This is a genomic window from Runella limosa DSM 17973 (genome assembly GCF_000482465.1).
In the GTDB taxonomy this organism is placed as follows: Bacteria; Bacteroidota; Bacteroidia; order Cytophagales; family Spirosomataceae; genus Runella; species Runella limosa.
Window position 1 is genome coordinate 198956 of sequence record NZ_KI519425.1, and the last position, 25776, is coordinate 224731.

Consider the following 25776-nt stretch of genomic DNA (forward strand, 5'->3'; position numbering starts at 1 on the left):
CGAACGCAATTATTTAAAATTTAACCAATAATTCGGCTTGTTCGCGGAGGAGTTTATTGATGAGCGGGTCAATGACTTCACCATCAACAAAATTCTTTTTCATAAACGGAATTTTGACCCGTTGGGCAAGTACGTGCATTCCTAAATAGTTAAAGACGTCGATTAAGTGGCTCAGTGCCAAAGCCGACCCTTGTACGCCATCCGAAATTCCGACCAACGCTGCCTTTTTGTGGAGCAGCTCGCTAGGGTAGCCAAGCCCGTCGATAAATACTTTTAGCGCCCCAGGAAAAGAACCGTTGTACTCGGGGACAATGAAAACATATTTATCAGATTCCTTCATTAGTTGGCGATATACATTAAAAGACTCATTTTTGCCGTTGTTTTCGTACAAAGCCGATCGAATGAAATCATCGGGAAGGTCTGCAATATCTAAAATCTGACTTTCGGTATGGAGTTCAGAAAGCAGGGTTTGGTAAAAAGTAGCCACCTGCTTCGATTTAGAACGGCGGCGATTTGTACCTACAACAATGGTAATCATAGAGTTTTGGAGAAAATATTTTTAAATGTAACTCAAAACTTACCGTAAATTGTTCTGAAAAAGTTAACCAAATTGCGATTTCTCAAAAAACTATCTACACATGGCTCGTTTTTCTCGTCTTCACGTATATCAAACCTTACTCGATGTTCCTATTGTTCCACTTTTCAGCAGCCAAGACTTGGATGTTTGCAAAAATGTCCTGAGCGCTTGTTACAAAGCAGGAATTCGGGTTTTTGAACTGACCAACCGTGGAGATTTTGCCCATGAATTATTTGCGGAGTTGGTAAAAACAGCCCGTGCCGATTATCCCGATTTGATTTTAGGCGTGGGAACCATCATCGACCCTGCCACGGCGGCGTTGTACTTACAGCTAGGCGCCAATTTTATCGTCAGCCCAAGTTTCGATGCCGACGTTGCCAAAGTGTGCAACCTCCGAAAAATAGGCTATTTGCCAGGCTGCGCTACGTTGACCGAAATCTCAACGGCAGAGTCGTGGGGTGTAGAAATCATCAAATTGTTTCCAGGCGATACGCTTGGGCCTTCGTTTGTGAAAGCCCTAAAAGCACCTATGCCGTGGACGACCGTACTCGTGACTGGCGGAGTAGAACCAACTGAAGAAAGCCTGAGTACGTGGTTTGGCGCGGGCGCAGATGCAGTAGGGATTGGCTCACGCCTACTTACCCCCGAAATTCTCCAAAAGAAAGATTGGGATGCCCTCGAACTTCGCGTAAAAAACGCGCTGGACTTAGTAAAGTAAAGTGCCCGTGCTGAGGGTTGCTTGTGTGCCAAGGGTTTCTCAAAACCCGCCTCTCGCGTGCTAAGGGTTTCTCAAAACCCGCCTCTCGTGTGCTGAGGGTTTCTCAAAACCCGACCCTTTGTGTCCCAAAACAAAAACTTTGAAGTAGATTCCAACCATTTTAGCTTCTATAGCGTCATAAAGTCAGAACGGATTGCATGAAAGATGAACGTACGCTAGTTGAGGGGTGTCGAAATAAAGACCGCATTGCCCAACGAACGCTCTATGAGCGCTTCGCTGGACGGATGTTTGCGGTCTGTCAGCGCTATACCCGTAGCCGTTTCGAGGCCGAAGACGTACTTCAAGAAGCATTTGTGAAAGTTTTTACGCAAATACACACCTTTCGTTACGATTGTCCGTTGGAGGCATGGATAAAGCGAATCATGATAAATACGTCGATTTCGTATTTACGGAAAGAAAAAGCCTATTTAGACCAAGCCGATGTGGACGACTATGCCGATGCGGTTTCGGAGGGCGAAACGACCGTTTCGGGCATGGAATACCAGCAACTCCTGGGCATGGTGCGTGAGCTGCCTGCGGGATGTCAGTCAGTCTTTAATCTGTATGCCATTGAAGGTTACCAACACAACGAAATTGCTCAGATGTTGGGAATTTCGGAAGGTACCTCCAAATCGCAATACGCTCGGGCAAAGCAGCTTTTACAAGCCAAGATTTTAGAAACAAACAATACGAACTCTTCGTAGAGCGAAAAAGAAGTGTGGGAAAAAAACAAAGAGTTTGTACATCAATTGAATACTACAACCAACATGGCTTCTTCGGAAGAACATACATTTGAAAACGAATGGCGGCGACGTTTCGACGACGCTTCTGAGACGCCCCCTCCCGCTTTGTGGGAGCGCATAGAGGCGCGCTTAGATGAGGAGGAAGAAGAGCGCGTCATGGTGATTCCTTTCTGGCAACGGACACAGCAGCTCCGCTGGGTGGCCGCGGCGAGTGTTACCGCATTGCTTTTGGCCGTGGGTGGATGGTGGCTAAAAAACAACCTTCCCGAAAAATCAGTGGCTGCTTCGACGGAATTGGCTCAACAACCACGTGCTGTAGAGGCCACTAAATCAGAACGCCTAAGTGTGCCGCCAGCCAACGAAAATGAGCCAAAAACAAGTTTGGCTACCAAGAGCGAATCTACTGGGCCTGAGGTCGCGGCAGAGACGTCAACGAAAGTGACACGGGAAAAAGAACAAGTCGCTGCTGCACCTTTGTTGGGAGAAGCCTCTCGGCTTGTGGCTACTTCATCTAAAAGAAATGGAAGCCAAAAAGTAAGAGCTGCGAGACAAGAATCGAAGCGGCCTGCTACACCAGCTTTGATTCCGCCTTTTTCTGAACAAACAATAGCTTCGGCAACGACCCAAACCGCAACGCCTAGCAGCGGAGAAAAAATGGGTGCGAAAGGAGGAACTTCACCCGAAATACCAGTGGCAGCTTTGTCAGAAGGAGGGCAGATTGCTGCTCCATCAGCAACAAAAGTAAGTCCAGAAATGACATTGGCGTTTTTAGAAAATAAACAAATGCGGCAGTTATTAGGGCATCCAAAGCGTCAACCTTGGGTGGCTGTCCCTTCTGTCCCTATTGATTTTGTAAAGCCCAAACAGTTGCCTAAAGAATACTGGGCGTCGGTGGGGGTGATGCCAGCAAGCTACAATGCAGGCGTTGAAATAGGAGGACGAGGACTACTGGCGGCGAGCAATACGCCCCTGTATAACAATACATCGGCGTCTTTCAACAACTCCGCACGAGCTTCTTCAGGTACTAACCGCTCGGCCCTTTCTTACGCGTTCCAGTGGCAAGGGGGAGTGCAGTTATCCTCACGTTGGTCGTTGGAGAGTGGCATCAATTACCTTCAAGGTAACTCTGTTTATCAGGGGATAAATGCCTTCAGTACATTGAGCAATAGCTATATTAATAGCCTTGAAAGTGCCGTTAATGTGAGTGATAATAATATCCCTCGCTATGATTTTGCGACCATTGGTTCGGATAAATCACTGGTACAAACCTTAACCACAACCCAAGATATTAGCAACTCGTATCAGTTTTTACAAGTGCCAGTTCAAACGGGATTTGCACTTATCAAACCCAAACGTAAGTTTTCCTTGTGGCTTTTGGGCGGATTTATCAATAATATTTTCTTGAAAAACTCTTTCCAAACGGGGCAGGATAACACCGTGACGGTCAGTGGCAACGACAGCCCTTACCGCCGCTTATCGTTTGCGGCTACTACAGGTATGCGCCTTCAATATAAAGTCAATAAGCGCTGGACGACTTTGCTTTCAGGGAATTATCAGCGGTCGGTGGGTTCAGCAACCCGAGCCAATGCCGCTTTCCAAGCTCGTCCTCAGCTCATGGGTGTAGGCGCGGGAGTTCGTTATGGATTTTAGTGGACATTTTTGGCAAACTGAGCCATAGTTGTGGTCGGTTTGCCAAGTTCTTCCCATGTACTTTTACTACTTATTGCCAAGTAAAACCTCAGGAGCGACCATAACCCGAGAGTTTTCAGAAGCATTTTCTAGGTTGAGAACACCACGCGGGCAAACGGCTGAACAAATGCCACATCCTACACACGACGAACGCACGATGTCTTGACCGCGTTGGGCGTAAGCGCGCACGTCGATACCCATTTCGCAGTAGGTCGAACAATTGCCACAAGAGATACACTGACCGCCATTGGTAGTAATGCGAAAACGCGATTTCTTTCGCTGCCACATGCCAAGGTACGCCGCCAACGGACACCCAAAACGGCACCAAACGCGGTTGCCCATCATTGGGTATAAACCCGTTCCGACAACACCCGCAAAAATCCCCCCTATCCAAAAACCATACAATGAACGTACGCTGTAGCTATCAATAAAAAGTACGGAGGAAGAACCGCTAAAGTAGGTGTATAAAACCATGACCGTCATCACAACGGCCGCACCCAAGACTGCATGAACCAGGTAACGCTCGATTTTCCAGGCCGCCAAAGATTTATCCGAAAGTTGTCGATAAGGATCACCGAGGGTTTCGGCCAAGCCACCACAGCCACATACCCATGAACAATACCAGCGTTTCCCAAAAAAGTAAGTCAAAATAGGCACCCCTACAACGAACAACGCAATGCCCCAAACCAACATAAAAATGCCTAAATTCCCGCTTTGGAGAAGGCTATTGAGGTTATAATCGAAAAAAAAGTCGTAATCAAGCGGCCAAATATTTTTGAAATCGAAGTAAGGTTTGTTGAGACTCACCAAGATTTCGGGTAGGAGAAAGGCAACGGCTGTTTGAAAAAATACTACCGATGCCGTCCGCACTTGCTGGTAGCGATTGTGGCGGTATTTGATGGCCATTCTTACCCCCATGACCAAGACACAAACCGTATAAATAAACCCATACAAAAACCACCGACTCGCTTCTGCTCCGTTGAGTGCCTTGCTGATGGGGTCAACGAGCATTGTCCAGTTGGCTAAGTATTGAGGATAATAATACAGCGTAATGTAAAAAAGAATAAGAAAGGCGCCGATAATTTTGGCAATCCACCCACGGTTGGTTGAAGCATCATGAAAAATACCGTTGTTTTTATTGCCTGCCAATTGGGTAAGCGCGGGAAGAATAAACAAGAGAGCGCCAACGACAATCAGCCCAAACGTGAGCCCAAACCATAACCAAGGCTGCTGTTTGAGCGAACCTGAGGCGGCGGCTTTGGTTATGGCGAAGCTGTACTCATCGTAGATGACTTTGTCCCATTGTTGGGCAGTGCGGTATTCGTTGTTAAGGTTATTGAGAATGGTATCAAAGGCATACGTAAACTCCCAACCCGATTGGAAGGTTTTTTGAACCAAAGGCTGCAAACGTACCCCCAGTGTAGCTTGGTGTTCGGGTTTGAGTTGGGAAGAAATCAGGGTAGGAGTGAGGGTAAATTCATTGAGGGTAAGGGTGTATAGCCACAGCCCAAAACCTGCTAAAAGTAGATATAAACCCAACCGAGATAGAAATGCCATGTTCTTCAAGTATTTATGGCGAAGATACGGGAAAACCTCTTCACCTTCCCGAAAGTTTTAGAACTTTCGGGAAGGTAACCAAACTTTCGGGAAGGTGGAAAAACAAAAAGCGCGAGACAGGTTGCCTCGCGCTTTAGCGTATGTTACAAAGTGATGTTTACAAAATTGCTTCCGCCAACACCAATACTTTATTATTTAATACTTCTACCACACCACCATCTACGGTAAAGGTTTCTTTGCCGTTACCTTCAATGATGATACTGCCTTTTCCAAGTGTACTTACAAGCGCGGCGTGGTTGTTCAAAATTTGAAACTGACCTTCCGTACCAGGAAATGTTACCGCAGTAGCCTCACCTGAAAAGACTTTTTTGTCGGGAGTGATGATTTCTAGTGTCATAGTGTATCAATTTGAAAATTTGAAAATTTGAAAGATAAACGCTCTATTTCCAAATTTTCAAATCAACTCATTTTCAAATTATTTTCCCGCAGCTTCTTTCAACAAACGCTCACCTTTTTCGATAGCATCTTCGATGGTACCAACCAAGTTGAAGGCCGATTCAGGAAGGTGATCGTAAGCTCCGTCGATGATTTGATTAAAGCCTTTGATGGTATCGTTGATATCAACCAATACACCTTTCAAACCTGTAAACTGCTCTGCTACGAAGAACGGTTGTGACAAGAAACGTTGTACACGACGAGCGCGGTTTACCGTTTGCTTATCTTCTTCCGACAATTCTTCCATACCCAAGATGGCGATGATGTCTTGCAATTCTTTGTAACGTTGCAAGATTTGTTTTACGCGCTGCGCACAGTTGTAGTGGGCATCACCGAGGGTTTCGGCCGAAAGAATACGGCTTGTAGAATCTAGTGGATCTACCGCAGGATAGATACCCAACTCAGCAATTTTACGGCTCAATACCGTTGTTGCATCCAAGTGGGCAAATGTCGTTGCTGGAGCAGGGTCAGTCAAGTCATCGGCAGGTACGTAAACGGCCTGTACTGATGTAATTGAACCACGTTTTGTTGACGTGATACGCTCTTGCATGGCACCCATTTCCGTAGCAAGTGTAGGTTGGTAACCTACCGCTGATGGCATACGTCCCAAAAGGGCTGATACCTCAGAACCTGCTTGTGTAAAGCGGAAGATGTTATCAATAAAGAAAAGAATATCGCGACCTTGGCCTGTACCATCTCCGTCACGGAAGTACTCAGCGATTGTCAAACCTGACAATGCCACACGAGCACGCGCTCCTGGAGGTTCGTTCATCTGACCAAACACGAACGTCGCTTGAGAATCTTTGAGTACGTCGTAATCAACTTTGCTCAAATCCCAGCCACCTTCTTCCATGCTGTGTTTGAAGCCTTCTCCGTATTTCATGATACCAGCTTCAATCATTTCACGCATAAGGTCGTTTCCTTCACGTGTACGCTCACCCACCCCTGCAAATACCGACAAACCTGCGTATGCCTTTGCAATGTTGTTGATAAGCTCTTGAATCAATACGGTTTTACCTACACCCGCACCACCAAAGAGACCGATTTTACCCCCTTTTACGTAAGGAGCCAACAAGTCGATTACTTTGATACCTGTATAAAGTACTTCGGTAGCAGTTGCCAAATCCTCAAACTTAGGAGCAGCGCGGTGAATCGAAAGTCCGTTTGACTTATCAACAGGCTTTAGTCCGTCGATAGGATCACCTACTACGTTAAATAGACGGCCTTTGATATCGTCGCCGATGGGCATCAAGATGGGGCCACCCATGTTTGTTACTTCCATGCCACGTTGGATACCTTCTGTACTATCCATCGCGATGGTGCGCACGCGGTCTTCGCCAAGGTGCTGCTGACATTCCAAAACTACCGTTTGTCCGTTGGGCTTGATTACTGCCAAAGCGTCAAGGATAGCTGGTAAGCGATTGCCTTCCCCTTCAAAACTCACGTCCACAACGGGGCCAATCACCTGCGTTACTTTGCCTATGCTTGTTGTGTTTGCCATTATTTGTTAAATAAGCGTTATTAGTTGTTTGCGTTCCGCCGCTGCGGTTGTCCGTTAATGTTATCGTTACCCGCTAATTTTGAAGGAATTCCACTCAACGGATACGCGGATAACTATTAACTCATCCTTTCAGGCCGCAAAATTAGGCGTTTGTTTTCTGAAAGCCAAAATTCAGTTATCTCTATTTTGGATATTTTTTATAGAAATGCGCTATTTTATTCAAAATTGTTGTGCGAAAACGAGTTTGCCCTATAAATCGGAGTATTATAAATCCAAATCATAACAAACAAATTAAAGAGGGCGACTGTTGACTTAACTGTAATTTGTTAGTAACCTTGTAAAAGTTACCACTCCTACCGCTTGAAACTCTATTTGCAACTATCGGCGAGCCTTCTGCTCTTGGCAACCTTACTTCCGTTTGTCCGAAGTGATTATTGGACTTTTCGGGTAGCTGAATTTCCGCGTTTACAGAAATTTTTCCTTGGGCTGGTGGTACTTGTATGGTACGTGGCCGTTATGTCGGTGGCGTCGTGGTTGGATTGGGGAGTGGTTGTGTCACTCGTCGCAATGCTGGGGTATTTGGTTTGGCAAGTGTATCCTTTTACTCCGTTTGCTCCAAAACAATTGATAAAAACGCGCATCATCAATGCCGACCGTACCCTGAGCATGATGATGTGGAATGTGTATCAGTATAACCGCAATGCCAGTCGTTTTCTTAAACTTGCCCAAAAAGTAGATTCCGACATTATTTTATTGGCGGAGACAGACTTGTGGTGGCAAGAAAATGTGCGCTCGTTGGAAGAAAAATACCCGCATCTAGTACATGTTCCGTTGGAAAATACCTACGGAATGCTTCTTTACTCCAAACTGCCGCTGCTTAACGCAAAGGTGCATTATTTGGTCGAAGAAGGTATTCCTTCAATTCATGCCAACATACAACTTCGGTCGGGAGAACAAATACAGTTGTTTTGTATTCACCCTACCCCGCCCGTTCCGCAAGAGAACCCCCGCTCGACGGAGCGAGACAAGGAGTTGTTGCTCATCGCCGAACTTGCGAAAACAAGCAAAAAACCTGTTGTTGTTTGTGGGGATTTGAACGACGTAGCGTGGAGTTACACCACCGATTTGTTTCAGAAAATGAGCGGTTTACTCGACCCGCGCCGTGGCAGAGGTTTCTTCAATACCTTCCATGCCAAAATTCCCTTTTTGCGTTTTCCGCTCGACCATGTTTTTTGTTCTACCGATTTTACGCTTATCAAAGTAGCCCGCCTTCAGAACAGTGGTTCGGATCATTTTCCGATGTATATAAAATTACAGTATGAACCCAAGGCGGTGCTGGTACACGACGAGCCGCAACCGACAGCGGAAGAAGAGCAAATAGCCCAAGAAAAGATAGAGAAAGAAACGCGAGATGAAGGCCCAGCGACGGAATAAGGCGTCACCTTCGTAATATGATTCGGAAGGTGGTGCCTTTACCTACTTCGGAAGATTTGACGTATAATTTCCCGCCATGATATTCCTCCACAATCCGTTTGGCCAGCGTCAAACCTAGCCCCCAGCCCCGTTTTTTGGTACTTACGCCAGGTTTAAAAACTTTTTGCCAACTGCCGCGCGGAATTCCTTTCCCTGTGTCGCTGATGTCGATAGCGACTTCCTGTTTATTGAGGGCAAACATTCGCACGTTGAGCTCGCCTGCGCCCGTCATGGCATCGACGGCGTTTTTACAAATATTTTCTACTACCCATTCAAACAAATTACGGTTGAGGTACATCGAGCGTTCGTTATCTAACTCGTTGATAAACTGTAGTTTGACTTTTGTGGAAATACGCCGCTTGAGGTAGTCTAAGAATGGGCCAACGACTTCTACCATCTTTTCGTACTTCATGGTAGGTGCCGAACCGATGCTGGAGAAACGGGCCGTAATCATTTCGAGTCGGTTGATGTCTTTCTCAATTTCGCGGGTGTATTCTTCTGGATAGCGGTCGGGGTCGGTTCGGAAAAATGATACCCAACCCATCAGCGACGCAATGGGCGTGCCTAGCTGGTGAGCAGTTTCCTTAGCGAGCCCTACCCATACGCGGTTTTGTTCGGCAGCCCTTGATGAACTGAAAATGAGGTATGCCAAAAATGCCAACACGAGTAAGCTTAGAAGCTGGGCGTAGGGGTAATAGCGCATTTGTACCAACAAGGGGGAGTCGCTGTAATAGATGTATTGTTTTGTCCCCATGACATCAACCACAATAGGAGGATTTTCCTCTTTCATTTCTTCAAAGGCTTCCTTCAAAAGTCGGGTGTGCTCGGCTTCCGAAGCGTTGCTGGGAATGTCGAGATTGATGTCGCCTTGGGGTTGCATGTCTTCACTGACCAATACCGTCGGGATTCGGCTTTGTTTGATATTTTCCCTAACGATTTCGAAAAGTTTGGTATAATCTTCAGTTAAGTCGGGGTGATTGGCTTGGTATTCAATAAGTTGGGCAAAGATAGCGAGCTGTCGGTGTTCGCGGGTATCGAGGTTGTCAACGATGTTGTAGGTATAAAAAATCGAAGCGATACCGATAAGCGCCAAGTTGACACCAATAAATAATTGGTACACGTTTTTTTGGCTGTAAATGTCTATCGTTGGAAATTTCATGGAGGATACCGAAATTTTTTTTGTAAAATAAGTACAACACAAGCATCTAATTGCTTTTGTAAGTCGTATGTAATATTGAACGAAAAATCAAAAAGTAAACATATACCTTGTGAATTGGGCTGTCAAAGGAAAAAGTTTTTGATGACTATCCAAAATATGACAAAAATCAGTTTTACAACCCGTATAAAGTCATCTTTTGAATTTTGAAAATGGTTCTAATTGCGGTGTAACTTCTTTTAGTAGTTTATACTCATTCTAAATTATTTTTTACTCGGATTTTAATTCTTCAAAACGCGTTGTTTGAGGTAACTTTGTGAACTTTTTTCTGGCAAGTGACATGGAATATTTACAGTTTAGAAGCGTTGGCATTTCGTATAAAACAGCCCCACTAGAGATTCGTGAGCAAATTGCATTAAATGAAGATGAAGCCAAAGGCTTGATGCTCAAAGTGCAAGAGTTCTTCGGTGGGACAGATATTTTGGTGGTTTCGACTTGTAACCGTACCGAAATCTATTACAATGCGGCGGCCAACTGTAACGTTGATATTGCCAAATTACTGCTTATTCAAAAAGGGCTGACCAATACCGAAGCCTATCTTCCTTATTTCATAGACTATACCGAGCAAAACCAAGCCGCTCGTCACTTGTTTGAAGTAGCCACGGGCCTGCACTCGCAAGTAGTAGGCGATATGCAAATTCCGAACCAAGTAAAACACGCGTATCAGTGGTCGGTTGATTTGGGTATGGCAGGGCCGTTTTTACACCGTTTGCTTCACACTATTTTCTTTGCCAACAAGCGCGTTGCCCAAGAAACTTCTTTCCGCGATGGTGCCGCTTCTACGTCGTACGTGGCAGTAGAGCTAATCGAACACGCAACGGCGTTGAAAGCGAATCCGTCGATTTTGGTGTTGGGAGTTGGAGAAATTGGAACCGACGTTTGTCGCAATTTGAAAGAAAAAGAATACACAAATATCACCGTCATCAACCGTACTCGGGCTAAAGCGGAGCAGCTGGCCAACGAGTTGGGTTTTGGCGTGGCTGATTTTGAGAATGTGGAAGAGGAAATCCTCAAAGCAGACGTAGTGATTTCGTCGATTCTGCGTGATGAGCCTTTTATCAACAAAGCGCTTCTTCAAAAGAAACCACTTCACTCGTTCAAATACGTGGTTGATTTGTCGGTGCCTCGCAGCGTGTCTGCTGATGCCGAGCAAGTACCTGGGGTAATTGTTTATAACATCGACAATATTCAGGCCAAAGCCAACGAAGCGCTCGACCGCCGTTTGGCATCAGTGCCGCAAGTACATACGATTATTGACCAAGCATTGGAAGAGTTTAGCGATTGGTCAAAAGAAATGGTGGTATCGCCAACGATTCAAAAGCTAAAAAATGCCCTTGAGCAGATTCGTCAAGAGGAAATGGCGCGCTTTATGAAAAACTTGAGCGAGGACGAAGCCACGAAAATTGACAAAATCACGTCGAGCATGATGCAAAAAATCATTAAGCTGCCCGTTCTTCAATTAAAAGCCGCTTGTAAACGCGGCGAAGCCGAGACGTTGATTGATGTGTTGAATGACTTATTTAACCTCGAACAACAACCTGAGCGCCGTTAGTGGGTGTTTGTTTCGGGTTGGCAGTTTCGGGTTTCCAGTTTTGCTATCAGTCGGGTTGTGAGCAACCCTCAGCACATGTGAGCAACCCTCAGCACGGCTAAAAATTCGACATTCTGCCCTCTGCACTCGACATTCTATCAGTCGGGTTGTGAGCAACCCTCAGCACTCGACATTATTTTGCTTTTCCATATTTCTTCAACACTTCCAACGTTTTAGACACAGGAAGCCGCTCAATGGTATGCCCTTGGTGGCCTTTGGTCGTTTGGGCCATGAACAACGAATTGATAATGGCCTCTTCCGTCGCTTCCATCGCGGCTAGAAACAACGGCGAGGTGTCGTCGTTGCGCAGGAGAGGGTAAGTTTCGAGCGGAGAGCTGGATTCGTGTGGAATCCGATACGCTGTGGAAAATGCAATGACGTAGTCGCCGCTGCCGTTGGCCATAATTCCCCCCGTTTTGCCTAAGCCCAATAAGGCACGTTTTGCCAAGCGTTTCAGGTTTCGAGCGTCCAAGGGCGCATCAGTAGCTACCACAATCATGCAAGAGCCATCACCCGATTTGTCGAGGGTTTCTTTGAACGAATACTTGCCCAGCTCCACGCCAACGGGTGCACCTGCCACTTCCAAAACCCCGCCAAAATTGGTTTGTACCAAAACGCCCACCGTATAGCCTCCCAGTTTTTGGGGAAGCTTGCGTGATGACGTCCCAATTCCCCCTTTCCAGCCAAAGCACACCGTACCCGTTCCTGCTCCCACGCAGCCTTCTTCTTGGTTGGTAGTAGTAGCGCGTTGGATGGCTTGAAGGACATCGGAGGTTTTTACGTGGCGACCTCGTATGTCATTTAAGTAACTATCGTTGGTCTCACCGACGACAGGGTTGACCGAGCGGACATTTTCGTTGCCTTTTTGTTGCAACGTCCAATCCACCAAGGCGGCACTGCCAGCGGGAACGCTCAAAGTGTTGGTCAGAACGATGGGCGTTTCGAGGTTGCCCAACTCCGCGACTTGGCTGTAGCCTGCCAATTTACCAAAGCCATTTCCCAACTCAATCGCAGCGGGTACTTTTTGTTGAAAAAGGTTGCCGTCGTGGGGTAAAATAGCCGTAACTCCCGTTCGGACGCTGTCACCTACGACCAGCGTTGTATGTCCTACTTTGACGCCATTTACGTCGGTAATGGCATTTAATTTGCCCGTAGGAAGCACTCCGATACGAACTCCCAGGTCACGCGCGCGTTGGGCGGCGAGTGAAAAAGGCAGTGAAAAAATGACGATATGTAGCAGTAGGTAGAGGCGGTGCATGATTTTTTTGAAGTATTTAAAGAACAAAAGGGCCTGATTTCGTAACAAAGAAGTAATTAAATAAATAAGTAGAATAAATTGGCGAGTGAAAACAAGGTTCTTGAAAATATGCAATTAAACGTTGGTATGATTTAAGTTTTTCTTGGATAAGTATAGAAATAAAACAATTATTTGAAGAGACGTAAAATCATTGGTGTAATTTTGCGTTTAATTCAATCAGATGAGATTTTGAAGCTACCATGAGATATTCCATTCATTTCTTTTTCCTGTTATTTATTCATTTTCAGACAATCGTATGCGCCCAAGACAACCGCTCTAATTTCCACATTGAGCTGCCTAATGAGCCAAACTGGAACGTGGTGCATGAAGGAAGTCGTATTGAGTTTCGTCTAAAAGCCCTAGGGGGGAAGTCGGATTCGCTGATTCACTTCACGGTAAAACAGGGCTTACTCGAAGACATGAAGTTTGATTCGACGGGGTATTTTGAGTGGGTGCCTTCGTATGATTTGGCTGATCGTACCAACACGCAGAAGTCGATACAGCTGATTGTAGAAGCAAAAAATGGCCAAAATGAAACGGCAACGCGTTCGTTTGATTTGAGGGTCATTCACGTCAATCGGCCACCACAAATCGACATTTTGAAGCCGTTTTACGTCCAGAATCGCACGCAGAACATTTACCAAATTGATGCCAATGCGTTGAAGGATGAAGACAACGACCCGCTCGCGATTATTCCCGTCACTGAAACCCTGCCCGAAGGTGCCAAGCTATCGGCAGCGGGCGAATTGACGTGGCATCCTTCGATGACGCAATTCAACAGCTTGAAAAATAAGCCCATCTACATCGACTTTTACGTAGAAGATCAGCCAAGCAAAGCGCGGGCCAAGGGACGCCTCAAATTAGAGGCGACTCAAATGGACTTGCCGCCCGATATTATTCAAATTCCGAAGGGAGATGCCTTCAAGGCCAAGGAAAATACGACCATTAATTTGAAGTTCTTTTTGTCAGATCCTAACGGTGACGATGACATTGAAGCCTTTGATTTTGTGACAGATAACCCCGACGTACCTTCCAAAGCGTTGGTAAAAAATACCAATAACCAATACGAATTCATCTGGACGCCTACCTATGATTTTGTAAAAGATCCGCACGATTCGTTGACGTTCTATATCAACTTTTTTGTGTTGGATAAAGAGCAAAATCGAAAAGAGCAGAAGATTCGGTTTACAATCCAGAATGCGGTCAACGAAATTGAGCGAGATCGTCAGTTGTATGCCTTGTACCGAAATTCATTGGTGGAGGCGTGGAACTTAGTGACGCAACTTTCTGAAAAAGAGCAAGAACTCAAAAGAGCGTACTTAAAAGCCAAAAAAGGAAAGAAGAATCGCTCGATGGTCAATGCGTCGTTGGGGGCTACTACGGGTTTGTCGCCTGCGTTAATAAAAACGGCACAGACCAAAACCATTGTAACGGCGATTGGCGGAACGACCATTGCCACGATTGGGGCGTTGGAAGCGGCGGAGGTAATTGGAAAACCACTGCGCGATTTGCTCGACCGTTATAATTATGTATTGGAAAAGAAAATAGAGATTCAGAACAAAGGTGATGTTTTTGCGCGGGAGTTTGCGCTGAAAGCAGCCCGTCGTCAAAACGATTATGCTAAAAAACGTGACGAATTTAGGGCGGCTTTGGCCATTAAAGGCTTGGTAACGCTTGATTTGGATGCGGGTTGGGAGAATAAAAAGGAAGCGACTGATAAGGCAATTGGCAATACCTTTAAGGATTTTACGCCGCTGGAAGTAGGAAACCGTTACCGTCCACAGTAAGTATTTTCCGTTCTGATTTTGATGAGAGGTTCCAAGGTTAATCAAACAAACTTGGAACCTCTCTTTTTTTATTCTTTACTTCACCACTTTCATTTTACCTTGCATCAAGGTATGGTGTCCTGGAAAAGTACAAAGGAAAGTGTAATCGCCAGGCTCAGAAGGAGCTACGAAATAAATGGTTTCGCTGGTTTCTGGCTGGAGAATGTTGGTATGAAACAATACATTCGCTGATTTAGGAACGTACTGCATGTCAGAGCCTTTAAGTCCGAGTTTAATCGCCGCTTCGCCCGTTGGATTGGCGGTGCCAGGTTTTACAAGGACGCAGTTGTGAAGCATGTCGTCGTTGTTGTTGAAAACCCATTTGATTTTGCTTCCTGCTTTCACCTGAACATCCGTAATATCGAACTTCAACCCAGGTTTTGTGCCCAAAATAATTACTTGGTCGGGGCCATTGCTCCAATTCACAGGCTGTTCAATCACCCGTTTGGGGCTATTGCTGGCCTTGGCAGGAGTAGTTGTAGTAGCCGCAGGCATGGTATGCCCTGCGTGGGCGTTGGCATCGGCCATTTTGGCGGGAGCAACCACGTTCCATTGCGACGTTGGGATTTTTTCGCCGTCAGGAATTTCGTTTAAGGTATAATAACCCACATTGTGTAAAAGTGGCAAACCTGCCGCCGAACGAATGCCTTCGGCCTTGATTTCGTGGATGTAACCAAGTTTTAAGCTATCCAATACAATCCGCGCTTTGAGGCCGTTATCCGCAACTTGAATGTGCTTAATCACGCGTTCAGAAGCACGAATAATAGGGCTCCCGTAAGTGCGATGGTATTTATAAGTAAAGGTATTGAACTGATACGAAGCCGCATCTTGGGCGGTTTTTTTGTCAACGGGCAAAGTAAACTCTACTTCAAAACCATCAGGAGTCGCTTTCACGGTTTTCATTTCAAACGGCGTTTTACCCGTCCAAACCAAGCGTTGAATCCCAAAATTGTCTTTTCCCGTCGCTGACCAGCCACGGCTCGTTTGTCCGACAAACATAGAGCCATCAAGCCCCCAAACCATTCTCAAAATTCCCGATTGGAATCCTTCGCGGAAGGGGAAACAGATTCCTTGCCAGCGTCCTTTTACTTTTTCGAGCATAACACGCATGATTTTGCTGTGCCCTTGGTCGCCGACAAACAATTGTCCTTCAAAAGGCCCAAATGCCCCTTTGGTCATGTCTTCACGAATATCGGAGGTAGAAATCCCCATTAATGTGTGCGGAAACCATACGGCAGGAGCCTTCAATCCAGGAACGCGCTTGGCTACTTCGTAAAGCGGCTCGCCCGTATCAGGAATGTCTTCTGTCTTGAGCTTAACAGGTGATTCGGGCTCTTGGCTCCAGCGCAAACCTGCGGGGTTTCCCGCAAAATCACCCGATTCGAGGTGAGTCATGCGCCCCGAACCTACCCAGTCACCTTGGTTTTCGGTATAAAACATATCTCCGCTTTGGAGTGCAACATAGCCCGCAGGAGAGCGAAGCCCCGTGGCGATGGGGGTCATGTTTGCTTTATCGTCGAACTTCAACAACCAGCCGCGCCATTTGGCTAAACTCGCGCCACGGCCAATCCAGTCGAGGTTAAGCGTGACGAGCAAATCACCGTTGGGTGCTTGTACTGGGCCGTACGAATATTCGTGATAATTTCCAGACAATGGCCATTTATAAAACGACTCGTAAATGTCAGCAACGCCATCGTTATCTGAGTCAACAAGGTGCGTGATTTCGCCGCGTTGAGATAACAAAAATGAACCATCGGGGCGGTACAACAATCCAAGTGGCTCGTGGAGACCGTGAGCAAAACGTTTATAAGAAGCTTGGCCCGAACCTTTAAGGTAGGGATTTGTAATCATCCACACTTCACCACGGCGCGTAGAAGCAGCAAGACGCCCATCGGGTAAGACGGCCAATCCACCCACTTCCAATTGGACTGTTTCGGGGATAGGCAGGGTAACAATACGGTAATAGTCTTCTTCGGTCATGGGGCGGTTTTGGGCCTGCCCTGCGAGTACCGACGTCAACAAAACAATGAGAGAATAAGCAATTCCTTTTTTCATGAACAACTATCTTAATTTTTCAATACAAAGGTCTAAAAAGTCCTTCTTTACCCAAAATAAAAGCGGAGTACTTCGAGTACTCCGCCCAATTTTTCTCCTCCAAAGAGGAAATATTACATTGTTGTAAGCACATTGTTCATCGCACGAACAGCATCTGCTGATTTTGCAAAGGCAGCTTTTTCTGATTCGCTCAAACGAAGGCTGATGATTTTTTCCCAACCACCTGCACCGATTACCACTGGTACACCCATGCAAATGTCTTTTTGGCCATACTCGCCATTGAGATACACCGAGCAAGGGAAAATACGCTTTTGGTCACGAACGATGCTTTCTACCAACGTCGCTACTGCCGCACCTGGCGCGTACCAAGCCGACGTACCAATCAATTTTGTCAAAGTAGCACCACCTACCATGGTGTCAGCGGCTACTTGTTGCAATTTTTCTTCTGACAAGAAACGGCTCACAGGAATACCGTTGTAAGTCGCCAAACGAGTCAAAGGAATCATGGTAGTATCACCGTGACCACCGATTACCATGCCGTGGAGGTCGTTAGGTGAAGCATTCATGGCAAAAGACAAGTACGTCTTGAAACGTGCGCTGTCCAAAATACCACCCATACCGATGATACGCTTCTTAGGCAAGCCCAACTCTTTGAACGCCAAGTACGTCATGGTGTCCATTGGGTTAGAAACGATGATGATGATGGCTTTAGGAGAGTATTTCAAAATGTTTTCTGCTACGCCTTTTACGATACCAGCGTTGATACCGATAAGTTCTTCGCGCGTCATACCTGGCTTGCGAGGAATCCCTGAAGTAATCACAACTACGTCCGAACCTTTTGTTTTTTCATAGTCACCTGTCGAACCGGTAATTTTTGTATCAAACCCGTTCAAGGTAGCTGTTTGAAACATATCAAGGGCTTTTCCTTCCGACAAACCTTCTTTGATGTCGAGCAATACTACTTCTTGGGCCAATTGACGGCGGGCGATGTTGTCAGCACAGGTAGCACCTACTGCACCTGCCCCTACTACGGTAATTTTCATTAGGAATATGAATTTTTGGTGAATTAACTGGTCACTTTCACTTAGCGCCGTAAATATAGGGTGAAAACCAATCGAAGCTACTCTTAGCGGTATTTTTAATGCTAAAAATAGATAGTTTGACGCCGTTCATCCATTTTTCACAAGGAGACTGTTCTTGGAAATTGCTGCTCATCCCAAAATGATTGTGAACCGTATAATCACTACCTTACCTTTGCATTACTGTTTTCGGCCATGAAATGTTAATTTTAACCAATTGATTATTACTACAACCTTTACTAATATGACACTTAAACGAAACGGGGCGGTGATTAAAACCGTCCGAGAAATTACGATAGGAGCTGCTTTGTCGGTGGCTTTATTGAATGGGGGAATGATGCTGCAAAGCTGTGGTGGTTCGTCGGACAATGACCGTGAACAAACAGAAGCGCCCTACAAAGGCCGCCCCGTTAAAACTTACATTACCGAAATGAAACCGGGTGAATTTAAAATCACGGATGAAGTAGAGGTGAAAAATGCGTCGGAAGCGGGGGCGATTGTGCGTTACTTCGACGGCCGCCGCGATACCCTGAGTGTAGCAGAAGCACAAAGGCTGGTGAAAACCGACTCTACAACGCGGGATTATTACAACAACCCTAATCATTATCATAGCCATCACCACCGTAGCTCGCTGTCGAACGCACTACTTTGGGGAGGAATGGGGTATATGTTGGGACGTAACAATTCATCTCAATTTTATAATGAACAACGTGAACGCCAATACAGCTCGGGGGCGTATGCCAATTCGTCGGTGTATTCGCGCTCATCGGGTATTCACGACAACTACCACAGTCACCGCAAAAGCGTGGCGTCGCGGCCAAGTAGTAGCCGTAGCGGATTTTTCAGTCGCTCAGGGCGCAGTTTTGGTGGATAATTTTTTTTGACAACAACCATGATACGAACACATTATTTGAATAATAGCCCCGAAACTCAACTCCGTAACGTAGGTTGGGATTGGATGCTTGGGGCCGATACGCTGCCTTACCTGACCAACGAGGCGGTAGCCATTAAATCGTACGAGGCCGAGGCGTATTACAACGCCGCCAACGAACTCTACGAAATTTATGCCGAAGCTGCCCAGCACGCCATCGACCGCCAGCTTTGGAAAGAAATGGGTATTCCCGAAAATTTGATTGAATTGGTCAAACTGACGTGGGAAGATGAGCGCCATTGGCACATTTATGGCCGATTCGATTTGGCAGGTGGAGTAGGGCGGGAGCCGATTAAGCTCATTGAGTTTAACGCCGATACTGCTACTTGTATTCCCGAAACTGCCGTGGTACAATGGGCGCACCTCAAGGCCAACCAAATGGATGAGAGTAAGCAGTTTAACAACGTTTATGAAGCATTAAAGTCGCAGTTTTCGGAACTTCGTCAGCGCAATCGTCACTTAAACCCGACCTTGTTGTTTTCGACCATGCGCGATGCCCCCGAAGATGATACCAACGTGGCCGTATTGGGCGAAGCCGCGCGGGAAGCAGGCTTTGACGTAGAGTTTAGCTACATCGACGAGATTGAGTTTTCGCCTTCGGAAGGGATTTTTAGGCAAAATCCTCAAAATGGGCAATTTGAGTCCTTCGATTTTTGGTTCAAACTCGTGCCTTGGGAGTACATTGGTTACGAAGAACCTGAATTGGCGGGCTTATTGACAAGTATTGTTAAAAACGGGAAAGCGGTCATTATCAACCCCGCCTATACCTTGCTTTTTCAGTCGAAATACATTTTAAAATTACTCTGGGATTTGTACCCCAATCACCCGCTGCTGTTGCCTACCTCATTGCAGCCTTTTACCGACAAAACCAGCGTCGAAAAGGTGCTTTTTGGACGAGAAGGAGCCAATGTCCGCATCATTGAAAGCAATGGCTCGGTGGTTTCGTCGGCAGACGGTGACTATGGTGATTACGAAAAAGTCTATCAAGAATACGTCGAATTTTCGCGCGATTCGCTCGGAAAGCGCTACCAAGCAGGCGTTTTTTGGGCTGGAGAAGGCTGCGGCTTGGGCTACCGTCGCGGCGGCAAAATCATTGACAATACCGCTCAGTTTGTAGGGCACATTGTAGAATAACGACTTCGTATAAGTGCGTCTGGTTGCTCACAACCAGACGCACAGCGATGGCGCGAGCATCCTGTTATTTACTCCAATATTCAGATCCATGAAAACCTATTTTTATCTAATCGTTTTAATTCTAGCTGGCTTTTCTTGCAAGCCCGACTATGTTACTGTTGGCAAGAAACTTGAAGGCTCTTGGCGTTTGGAGCGTTTTGAATACACAGATGAAAATAACCGATTAATGGTTGTCGATACACCTCCAGCTATTGTGTTGAATTTTACCGATTCAAAAAGAAAGGGAATTTTATCTTTGGAAACAGATTCGCGTTCTTTTGAATATAACTTTGGCCCTGACCAGTGCAACATTGATGTAGCGGATGAAACAACACTCCCCATAGAAGCTATTGGAAAAGTTCAGGTTTACTCTTACGCCTTTAGAGATAAGAAAAATATTCAGTTTTTTATTGACAAAGAGTACAATTATTCGACAAAAAAGATAATAAAGAATGTGGAATATACTTTTGTAAAGCAATAAAGAGTTGGCTTTTTAGCTCAAGTAAAACTCGCTTAGAACGGGAATTTTGGTTGTGAGCAACCAGACGAACAGCAATGAATAGGTAGTTGTTTTCTGCTGATTGCTAGCTATTTTCGGGATACATTTCAAATGTAAATCTGTATTTTAATGATAAAAATTGTTCAAATTTGAAACTCTTAAAAGAACTTGGGGGATAAAAATGCCAGCTGCTCATTGGGTTCATCGTTTCTTGTACTCTAAACTTGATAGGGGTTGGAATTAGCAAGTCTTTCATTGGATTAGTATTTCTAAATTTTTCTATTGCTTCTAGCTCCATTCTCTTAGAAAGAGATTCAATATCTTCTTCAGAAAAAGTTATTTTGAATGGAATTAATAAGATAGGAATCTCTTCGTTTAACTTCTCTTTTAATGTTAAATAGAGCGATTGGTCGGCTTCAAATTGGTAAGACTTACTTTTGTGTTCATTCACAGTTAGCTCGTCTAGTTCTTTATAGTCCACCCCTAGTTCTCTAAATACCTCTATTAAATGCGTATCATACCCGAACCTAGAAACATCAAAAGGATTAACAGAAAAAGCAGTTCTGAAGGTGATATTGGTGGGGGTAAATAGTTCTTTGTGTTGGATAATTATGTCTATGGTTTTCATAAAATAGTATAAAGTGTAGAGTAAGTCAAAAACTCCAAGGCTCTACGCTCGGCCCACGAAAATTCGTCGTTGGCGACCATAAAACCAACGTGGCCTCCTTCGGTGGGGGTTTCTACAAAAATAGACGGGTTTTTCTCCGCCAATGCCTTGGGCGCGCAGTCGGCGTTGAGAATCGGGTCGTTTTGGGCGTTACAAATGAGGACTGGAATACTGACGTTTTCAATAAAATTGGCGGCAGATGCTTGTTCGTAAAAATCGTCGGCATCGCGGTAACCGTTGACGGGGGCCGAAAAATAATCGTCAAAGTCCTTCCACACTTTCACCTCTTTCAGTTTGGTTAGGTCGATTCGGTTGGGATACAGTCGGTCTTTTTCCGTGATTTTTTTGAGGAGCTTGTTCTTGAATCGCTCGCGGTAGAGTCGATTTTGGGGTAAATCTAACAACTGAGCGCTTGTTTTTAAGTTGGTAGGTGCCGAAAAGGCCGCAACTCCTCGCACAACGTCAGGCAAATCGTTTTTTCTGATACCGACGTACTTCAGCGAAATATTCCCGCCCATGCTATACCCCACGAGCGAAACGTTTTCGTAGTGTTTGGTGCGCAGCGCATGGTTGATGACCTCGGCAATGTCGCCTGTTTCTCCGTGGTTGTAAAGCCTAAAAGCGCGATTCATCTCGCCACTGCACGAGCGGCAATTCCACGCCAACACATCCCAGCCATGTTGGGCAAACAACTTCGCCGTTCCTTTTACGTAATGCCGATGTGAGTCGCCCTCAAGGCCGTGGGTGAGCACCACCAACTTTTTGCTACCCCTATCGAGCCAGTCGAGGTCAACAAAGTCACCGTCGGACAGCGTCAGCCGCTCACGTTCATACGCTACTCCTTTGATTTTACGAAAAACGCTTGGAATGACTGTTTGCAAATGCCCATTGAACAAATAACGCGGTGGGCCAGGATAAGTCGAACGGTGAATAACGGGCATACGGAGATTTTTTGCACAAAATTGCGGCTATTTTGGCGAAAAGCGTGTGCCCCTGGGATTAAAAATGTGCTTCATTCCTAGAAACTTATCTTTCATTAGAAGATGTTATGGATTTGGGAATTGGCTCATTGGGCAATGATTTATTTTGCACATTTCTACGAAAAGCAGATGTACGGTTTCTCAATGACTTCATTTTCAAAAAAATATAAAGACAAAGAGAAGTTAAAAACCAATAGTCAATCGACTCGGTAGGTTGTTGGGTTTAAAGATTCCCTTTATTTTTGCGTATAGTTGTTGAAACAACTATGCTTTTCCACCTTTACTAATCTCTTTTTGTATGATTCGTTCAGTTGCAGACCGTATTTATTTAGACAACGCCGCTACCACTCCTATCGACGCGGAAGTTATTGAAGCGATGCTCCCTTGGATTACGGAGCAATACGGCAACCCGTCGTCGATTCATGGCCACGGGCGCGTTGTAAAATCGGCGATTGAACAAGCACGCAAGACCGTCGCAGCCCTGCTCAATACCTCTCCTTCACAGCTGTTTTTTACTTCTGGAGGAACCGAAGCCGACAACACCGCCATCATTTGCAGTGTCGAAGCCTATCACCTTACCCATGCCATTACGTCTCCGTTGGAGCACCACGCGGTTTTGCATACGTTGGAGCACTTGGCAAAAGCGGGAAAAATCAAATTGAGCATGGTCAACATCGACGAAAAAGGGCATGTTGACTTAAACCACTTAGAAGAGTTATTGAAGACAAACCCTCGTTCGTTGGTTTCGTTGATGCACGGCAACAATGAAATCGGCAACTTGTTGGATTTGAACGCTGTGGGTGATTTGTGTGAGCAATACAACGCCATTTTTCACAGTGATACGGTACAAACCATGGGGCATTTGCGCCATGATTTGAAAAATTTAAAGACTCATTTTGTCGTGGGGGCGGCCCATAAATTTAACGGGCCCAAAGGCGTTGGATTCTTGTACGTCAACGATGTACGGATTCAACCTTATGTTCACGGGGGAGCGCAAGAGCGTAATATGCGCGGAGGTACCGAAAATGTCTATGGCATTGTTGGATTAGCCAAAGCTTTGGAAATCGCCTACCGCGACATGGACGCTCACCGTGCCCATTTAGAAAACCTCAAAAAACGAATGATTGCGGGCTTCCGCGAAAAAATAGAAGATGTTCGTTTCAACGGCGACTCGGCCAACCTTGAGCGGAGCAACTACACCGTTTTGAACGTAAGCTTACCACCGTCTGACATCAACGACATGTTGTTGTTCAACTTGGACATTGCCAAAATTTCGGCTTCGGGCGGAAGTGCCTGTTCGAGTGGTTCGGAGGTAGGTTCGCACGTATTGTCGGCGTTGGGTGTCGCTCCTGAGCGCGGCAACGTTCGTTTTTCGTTTGGTAAATACAACACCGAAGCCGAAATCGACTACGCAGTAGCGACGGTGGCAGATATGTATAAAACAGTTGGGGTATAATTTTACCAAGAAATAGTAACGCCTTCGGTGAGGGGGTGCGCCATGCAGGTTAGCACTTGGCCATTGACAATCTCCTCATCGGTCAGCACTTCGTTATATTCCATTTCCACTTCTCCTGAGTTACAAAGCGCAATACACGCGCCACATCGCCCTGCGCGACACGTATAAGGCAATGGCCAGCCCGCTAGAAGACCAGCATCCAGTAGCGTTTGGTTTTCGCGAACTGAAATTGTTTGTTGTGCTCCTCTAAAATTGGCCAAAATCGTTTGAGCAGGATAATGTTTAGGCGTAGGAGGTTTGGATTCAATCACAAAGTGTTCGCGCTGAAGTTGGTCTTTGTGAAAACCCATCGTCAACAAACTGATTTCCACCATTAACATATAATGGAACGGCCCACAGGCATAAAAGCGAGCCTCAGAAAAAGGCGCTCCGTTGAGGGTTTGTTGAATAATTTCTTCCAATAATGTACCATTGAGGCGCGCCCAACGCAGATTTTTGGCATTGCCCCACAAAAAGATAACTTTTAATTGGGTCGGGTGCGCTGCTTGGAGGGCGGTAAGTTGATGGTAAAAAATGGTCGATTCTACTGATTTATTGCTGTAAACCAACGTAATCTGGGTAGATGGATGTTTGGCCAACAGCTCTTTGGTAAGGGCAAAAAGTGGCGTAATTCCACTTCCTGCGGCCAATAAAAAAACGTGTTTCGGTGGCTGGGTCGGAAGGACAAACCGCCCCGCAGGAGGAAGGCATTCCCACTGTTCTCCCACACGACTATAATCCAGTAATGGACGAGAAATAAGCCCATTGGCTACGCGCTTAATCGTAATCGACGGAAGGGCGTCCACCGCTGGTGCCGACGAAAGTGAAAAAGAACGACGAACTTCATGCCCGTGTTCCTGAAACAAAAATGTCAAAAATTGCCCCGCTTGGTACGCCAACGGACGTCCATCCATTGGTTGCAATACAAAGGTTTTGGCATCGGGGGTTTCTTCAATGATTTCCTTAATTTCTAACAGTTGCGTAATGGGCTCCATAGGGTATAAAAAAGGCGAGGTCTTAGCCTCGCCCTGTGTTGTTATTTAACGTCCTTATCAGGCATCAACTCAGCCAATTTCTTGGTCAGGGCTTCTCCCCGAAGGTTTTTGCCGACGATTTTACCGTTCGGGTCTAGCAAAAAGCTAGCAGGAATCGAATTGATGCCGTATTGCACCGCCACTTCATTTTGCCAGTATTTTAAATCCGAAACGTGCGTCCACGTCAATTGATCTTTTTCGATGGCTTTGAGCCACGGGTCTTTTTTCTGATCAAGTGATACGCCCAAAACCGTAAATCCTTTGTCTTTGTAAGCGTTGAATGCCTTTACCACATTCGGGTTTTCTTGGCGGCACGGGCCACACCATGACGCCCAAAAATCAACCAATACGTATTTCCCCTTTAATGATGACAACGAAACAGGCTTTTCGTTTACATCGTTTTGAGTAAACTCCATGGCCATTTGTCCAACCGCTGTTTTGGCATTAACGTCAATTTTTTTCTTCAAATCTTTGGCAAAGTTTGACGTTAGCGCGTCGCCTTTTAAATAACCGTACATACTTGACAAATCGCTGTCTTCGCCGTAGAAGAAACGACTACGCACCAACCACGCACTTACCAACGACTCAGGGTTAGTTTTGATAAACTCCTTCGCTTTTTCCGTAATCTGCTCGTCAATTTTATCGACTTGCTCGTTAAATTCTTTGTAAGGCTGCTTCTTTTGGTACGCATCCATCAAGGCCGCCATCACGGGGCGTCGTTCGTTGTTAAGTGCTGCAATGGAAGCAGTATAACGTGACAAATCATCGTTGATACGGTTTCCTGAAACACTGGCATTTTCAAGTTCTTCGAGGTTGCCTGCAAACGTAAGCGTAGCGTTTTTTTCAAGAAAAAACGAAGTTTGCGTTTTGCCCACACGTAGGTAGGCCGTCGTAAGGTCTTCCACCTGGCCTTTAAAAGTAAACTCACCATTCGCTGATTTCAACGAATCAATGGATTTGCCGTAACGGAGGTAAATAGTTTGATCTTTTATGCCTTTGATGGCACCCGTGACCGAGAAAGGAGCTGGGTCGGCTACGGCTAAAAACGGAAGTAGTGCAAGGCACGACAATAACAGTTTTTTCATCGCGAAATGGTTTTGAGTTTCAGTGAAATGTAAATGTTATGGCAAGATAATGGGTA

22 protein-coding genes are annotated in these 25776 nt (G+C 45.7%); 10 read left to right on the forward strand and 12 right to left on the reverse strand.

Annotation, left to right across the window (positions count from 1 at the left end):
- Nucleotides 1-13 precede the first annotated feature (13 nt).
- A complete protein-coding gene (locus K339_RS0124025; RefSeq protein ID WP_028525884.1) occupies nucleotides 14-538 on the reverse strand; it encodes an NADPH-dependent FMN reductase in 525 nt (174 codons plus the stop codon).
- Between the two features lie 100 nt (nucleotides 539-638).
- Between K339_RS0124025 and K339_RS0124030 the strand changes: the two genes are divergently transcribed.
- The 3 genes from K339_RS0124030 (at nucleotide 639) to K339_RS0124040 (ending at nucleotide 3727) form a co-directional block, all read left to right on the forward strand.
- Entirely contained in the window at nucleotides 639-1295 is a 657-nt protein-coding gene (locus K339_RS0124030; RefSeq protein ID WP_028525885.1) for a bifunctional 4-hydroxy-2-oxoglutarate aldolase/2-dehydro-3-deoxy-phosphogluconate aldolase, read from the forward strand.
- Between the two features lie 197 nt (nucleotides 1296-1492).
- On the forward strand, nucleotides 1493-2038 hold the full coding sequence (locus K339_RS0124035; protein ID WP_028525886.1) for an RNA polymerase sigma factor: 546 nt from the start codon (nucleotides 1493-1495) through the stop codon (nucleotides 2036-2038).
- 45 nt (nucleotides 2039-2083) lie between these two features.
- A complete protein-coding gene (locus tag K339_RS0124040; protein WP_169731896.1) occupies nucleotides 2084-3727 on the forward strand; it encodes an anti-sigma factor in 1644 nt (547 codons plus the stop codon).
- A 66-nt stretch (nucleotides 3728-3793) separates the two neighbouring features.
- On the opposite strand, the gene K339_RS0124045 is transcribed toward K339_RS0124040, so the two are convergent.
- The 3 genes from K339_RS0124045 to atpD form a co-directional block, all read right to left on the reverse strand.
- On the reverse strand, nucleotides 3794-5323 hold the full coding sequence (locus K339_RS0124045) for a 4Fe-4S binding protein (RefSeq protein ID WP_028525888.1): 1530 nt from the start codon (nucleotides 5321-5323) through the stop codon (nucleotides 3794-3796).
- A gap of 157 nt (nucleotides 5324-5480) precedes the next feature.
- The gene (gene atpC, locus K339_RS0124050; protein WP_028525889.1) at nucleotides 5481-5720 is read right to left on the reverse strand and encodes an ATP synthase F1 subunit epsilon; all 240 of its coding nucleotides are present in this window, start codon (nucleotides 5718-5720) and stop codon (nucleotides 5481-5483) included.
- Between the two features lie 78 nt (nucleotides 5721-5798).
- Entirely contained in the window at nucleotides 5799-7319 is a 1521-nt protein-coding gene (gene atpD, locus K339_RS0124055; RefSeq protein WP_028525890.1) for a F0F1 ATP synthase subunit beta, read from the reverse strand.
- Between the two features lie 360 nt (nucleotides 7320-7679).
- On the opposite strand from atpD, the gene K339_RS0124060 reads away from it, so the two are divergent.
- Entirely contained in the window at nucleotides 7680-8753 is a 1074-nt protein-coding gene (locus tag K339_RS0124060; protein WP_028525891.1) for an endonuclease/exonuclease/phosphatase family protein, read from the forward strand.
- A gap of 4 nt (nucleotides 8754-8757) precedes the next feature.
- Here K339_RS0124060 and K339_RS0124065 read toward each other — a convergent pair whose 3' ends face one another.
- Nucleotides 8758-9951, reverse strand: a complete 1194-nt coding sequence (locus K339_RS0124065) for an ATP-binding protein (protein ID WP_028525892.1) — start codon at nucleotides 9949-9951, stop codon at nucleotides 8758-8760.
- Between the two features lie 337 nt (nucleotides 9952-10288).
- Here K339_RS0124065 and hemA point away from each other — a divergent pair, with 337 nt between their 5' ends.
- A complete protein-coding gene (gene hemA, locus K339_RS0124070) occupies nucleotides 10289-11560 on the forward strand; it encodes a glutamyl-tRNA reductase (protein ID WP_028525893.1) in 1272 nt (423 codons plus the stop codon).
- Nucleotides 11561-11732: 172 nt separating this feature from the next.
- Here hemA and K339_RS0124075 read toward each other — a convergent pair whose 3' ends face one another.
- The gene (locus K339_RS0124075; RefSeq protein ID WP_037301789.1) at nucleotides 11733-12857 is read right to left on the reverse strand and encodes a DmpA family aminopeptidase; all 1125 of its coding nucleotides are present in this window, start codon (nucleotides 12855-12857) and stop codon (nucleotides 11733-11735) included.
- 239 nt (nucleotides 12858-13096) lie between these two features.
- Between K339_RS0124075 and K339_RS0124080 the strand changes: the two genes are divergently transcribed.
- The gene (locus K339_RS0124080; RefSeq protein ID WP_028525895.1) at nucleotides 13097-14683 is read left to right on the forward strand and encodes a hypothetical protein; all 1587 of its coding nucleotides are present in this window, start codon (nucleotides 13097-13099) and stop codon (nucleotides 14681-14683) included.
- A 75-nt stretch (nucleotides 14684-14758) separates the two neighbouring features.
- Here the strand turns inward: K339_RS0124080 and K339_RS0124085 are convergent, their stop codons facing one another.
- Together K339_RS0124085 and mdh are read right to left on the reverse strand one after the other, a co-directional pair.
- Nucleotides 14759-16777, reverse strand: a complete 2019-nt coding sequence (locus K339_RS0124085; RefSeq protein WP_028525896.1) for a plastocyanin/azurin family copper-binding protein — start codon at nucleotides 16775-16777, stop codon at nucleotides 14759-14761.
- Nucleotides 16778-16890: 113 nt separating this feature from the next.
- Nucleotides 16891-17820, reverse strand: a complete 930-nt coding sequence (mdh, locus tag K339_RS0124090) for a malate dehydrogenase (RefSeq protein ID WP_028525897.1) — start codon at nucleotides 17818-17820, stop codon at nucleotides 16891-16893.
- Between the two features lie 280 nt (nucleotides 17821-18100).
- On the opposite strand from mdh, the gene K339_RS0124095 reads away from it, so the two are divergent.
- From K339_RS0124095 to K339_RS0124105, 3 genes are all read left to right on the forward strand, one after another.
- Nucleotides 18101-18730 carry a Cj0371 family chemotaxis-regulating polar lipoprotein gene (locus K339_RS0124095; protein ID WP_028525898.1) on the forward strand — a complete coding sequence of 210 codons (630 nt, stop codon included), beginning with the start codon at nucleotides 18101-18103 and terminating at the stop codon, nucleotides 18728-18730.
- An 18-nt stretch (nucleotides 18731-18748) separates the two neighbouring features.
- On the forward strand, nucleotides 18749-19921 hold the full coding sequence (locus K339_RS0124100; protein ID WP_028525899.1) for a glutathionylspermidine synthase family protein: 1173 nt from the start codon (nucleotides 18749-18751) through the stop codon (nucleotides 19919-19921).
- Nucleotides 19922-20009: 88 nt separating this feature from the next.
- Entirely contained in the window at nucleotides 20010-20441 is a 432-nt protein-coding gene (locus K339_RS0124105) for a hypothetical protein (RefSeq protein WP_028525900.1), read from the forward strand.
- Nucleotides 20442-20544: 103 nt separating this feature from the next.
- On the opposite strand, the gene K339_RS0124110 is transcribed toward K339_RS0124105, so the two are convergent.
- Together K339_RS0124110 and K339_RS0124115 are read right to left on the reverse strand one after the other, a co-directional pair.
- Nucleotides 20545-21087 carry a hypothetical protein gene (locus K339_RS0124110; RefSeq protein WP_028525901.1) on the reverse strand — a complete coding sequence of 181 codons (543 nt, stop codon included), beginning with the start codon at nucleotides 21085-21087 and terminating at the stop codon, nucleotides 20545-20547.
- Entirely contained in the window at nucleotides 21084-22067 is a 984-nt protein-coding gene (locus K339_RS0124115) for a YheT family hydrolase (protein WP_028525902.1), read from the reverse strand. The genes K339_RS0124110 and K339_RS0124115 overlap by 4 nt, the downstream gene beginning before the upstream one ends.
- A gap of 337 nt (nucleotides 22068-22404) precedes the next feature.
- On the opposite strand from K339_RS0124115, the gene K339_RS0124120 reads away from it, so the two are divergent.
- Complete coding sequence (locus K339_RS0124120; protein WP_028525903.1) at nucleotides 22405-23562, forward strand: cysteine desulfurase family protein; 1158 nt, start codon at nucleotides 22405-22407, stop codon at nucleotides 23560-23562.
- Between the two features lie 2 nt (nucleotides 23563-23564).
- Here the strand turns inward: K339_RS0124120 and K339_RS0124125 are convergent, their stop codons facing one another.
- Nucleotides 23565-24596: a ferredoxin--NADP reductase gene (locus tag K339_RS0124125; RefSeq protein ID WP_028525904.1), complete on the reverse strand. Its 1032-nt coding sequence runs from the start codon at nucleotides 24594-24596 to the stop codon at nucleotides 23565-23567.
- A 41-nt stretch (nucleotides 24597-24637) separates the two neighbouring features.
- Nucleotides 24638-25720, reverse strand: coding sequence for a TlpA disulfide reductase family protein (locus K339_RS0124130; RefSeq protein WP_028525905.1), 1083 nt, complete (start codon nucleotides 25718-25720; stop codon nucleotides 24638-24640).
- Nucleotides 25721-25776: the final 56 nt, after the last annotated feature.

Excerpts from the sequence above, each read along its gene's own strand:
- K339_RS0124095 (WP_028525898.1), top strand. The coding sequence starts at position 18,101 with ATGACACTTAAACGAAACGGGGCGGTGATTAAAACCGTCCGAGAAATT.
- K339_RS0124030 (WP_028525885.1), top strand. The coding sequence starts at position 639 with ATGGCTCGTTTTTCTCGTCTTCACGTATATCAAACCTTACTCGATGTT.
- K339_RS0124065 (WP_028525892.1), bottom strand. The coding sequence starts at position 9,951 with ATGAAATTTCCAACGATAGACATTTACAGCCAAAAAAACGTGTACCAA.
- K339_RS0124025 (WP_028525884.1), bottom strand. The coding sequence starts at position 538 with ATGATTACCATTGTTGTAGGTACAAATCGCCGCCGTTCTAAATCGAAG.
- K339_RS0124130 (WP_028525905.1), bottom strand. The coding sequence starts at position 25,720 with ATGAAAAAACTGTTATTGTCGTGCCTTGCACTACTTCCGTTTTTAGCC.
- K339_RS0124115 (WP_028525902.1), bottom strand. The coding sequence starts at position 22,067 with ATGCCCGTTATTCACCGTTCGACTTATCCTGGCCCACCGCGTTATTTG.
- K339_RS0124110 (WP_028525901.1), bottom strand. The coding sequence starts at position 21,087 with ATGAAAACCATAGACATAATTATCCAACACAAAGAACTATTTACCCCC.
- K339_RS0124075 (WP_037301789.1), bottom strand. The coding sequence starts at position 12,857 with ATGCACCGCCTCTACCTACTGCTACATATCGTCATTTTTTCACTGCCT.
- hemA (WP_028525893.1), top strand. The coding sequence starts at position 10,289 with ATGGAATATTTACAGTTTAGAAGCGTTGGCATTTCGTATAAAACAGCC.
- K339_RS0124105 (WP_028525900.1), top strand. The coding sequence starts at position 20,010 with ATGAAAACCTATTTTTATCTAATCGTTTTAATTCTAGCTGGCTTTTCT.
- K339_RS0124035 (WP_028525886.1), top strand. The coding sequence starts at position 1,493 with ATGAAAGATGAACGTACGCTAGTTGAGGGGTGTCGAAATAAAGACCGC.
- atpD (WP_028525890.1), bottom strand. The coding sequence starts at position 7,319 with ATGGCAAACACAACAAGCATAGGCAAAGTAACGCAGGTGATTGGCCCC.
- mdh (WP_028525897.1), bottom strand. The coding sequence starts at position 17,820 with ATGAAAATTACCGTAGTAGGGGCAGGTGCAGTAGGTGCTACCTGTGCT.
- K339_RS0124125 (WP_028525904.1), bottom strand. The coding sequence starts at position 24,596 with ATGGAGCCCATTACGCAACTGTTAGAAATTAAGGAAATCATTGAAGAA.
- K339_RS0124120 (WP_028525903.1), top strand. The coding sequence starts at position 22,405 with ATGATTCGTTCAGTTGCAGACCGTATTTATTTAGACAACGCCGCTACC.
- K339_RS0124085 (WP_028525896.1), bottom strand. The coding sequence starts at position 16,777 with ATGAAAAAAGGAATTGCTTATTCTCTCATTGTTTTGTTGACGTCGGTA.
- K339_RS0124080 (WP_028525895.1), top strand. The coding sequence starts at position 13,097 with ATGAGATATTCCATTCATTTCTTTTTCCTGTTATTTATTCATTTTCAG.
- K339_RS0124045 (WP_028525888.1), bottom strand. The coding sequence starts at position 5,323 with ATGGCATTTCTATCTCGGTTGGGTTTATATCTACTTTTAGCAGGTTTT.
- K339_RS0124100 (WP_028525899.1), top strand. The coding sequence starts at position 18,749 with ATGATACGAACACATTATTTGAATAATAGCCCCGAAACTCAACTCCGT.
- atpC (WP_028525889.1), bottom strand. The coding sequence starts at position 5,720 with ATGACACTAGAAATCATCACTCCCGACAAAAAAGTCTTTTCAGGTGAG.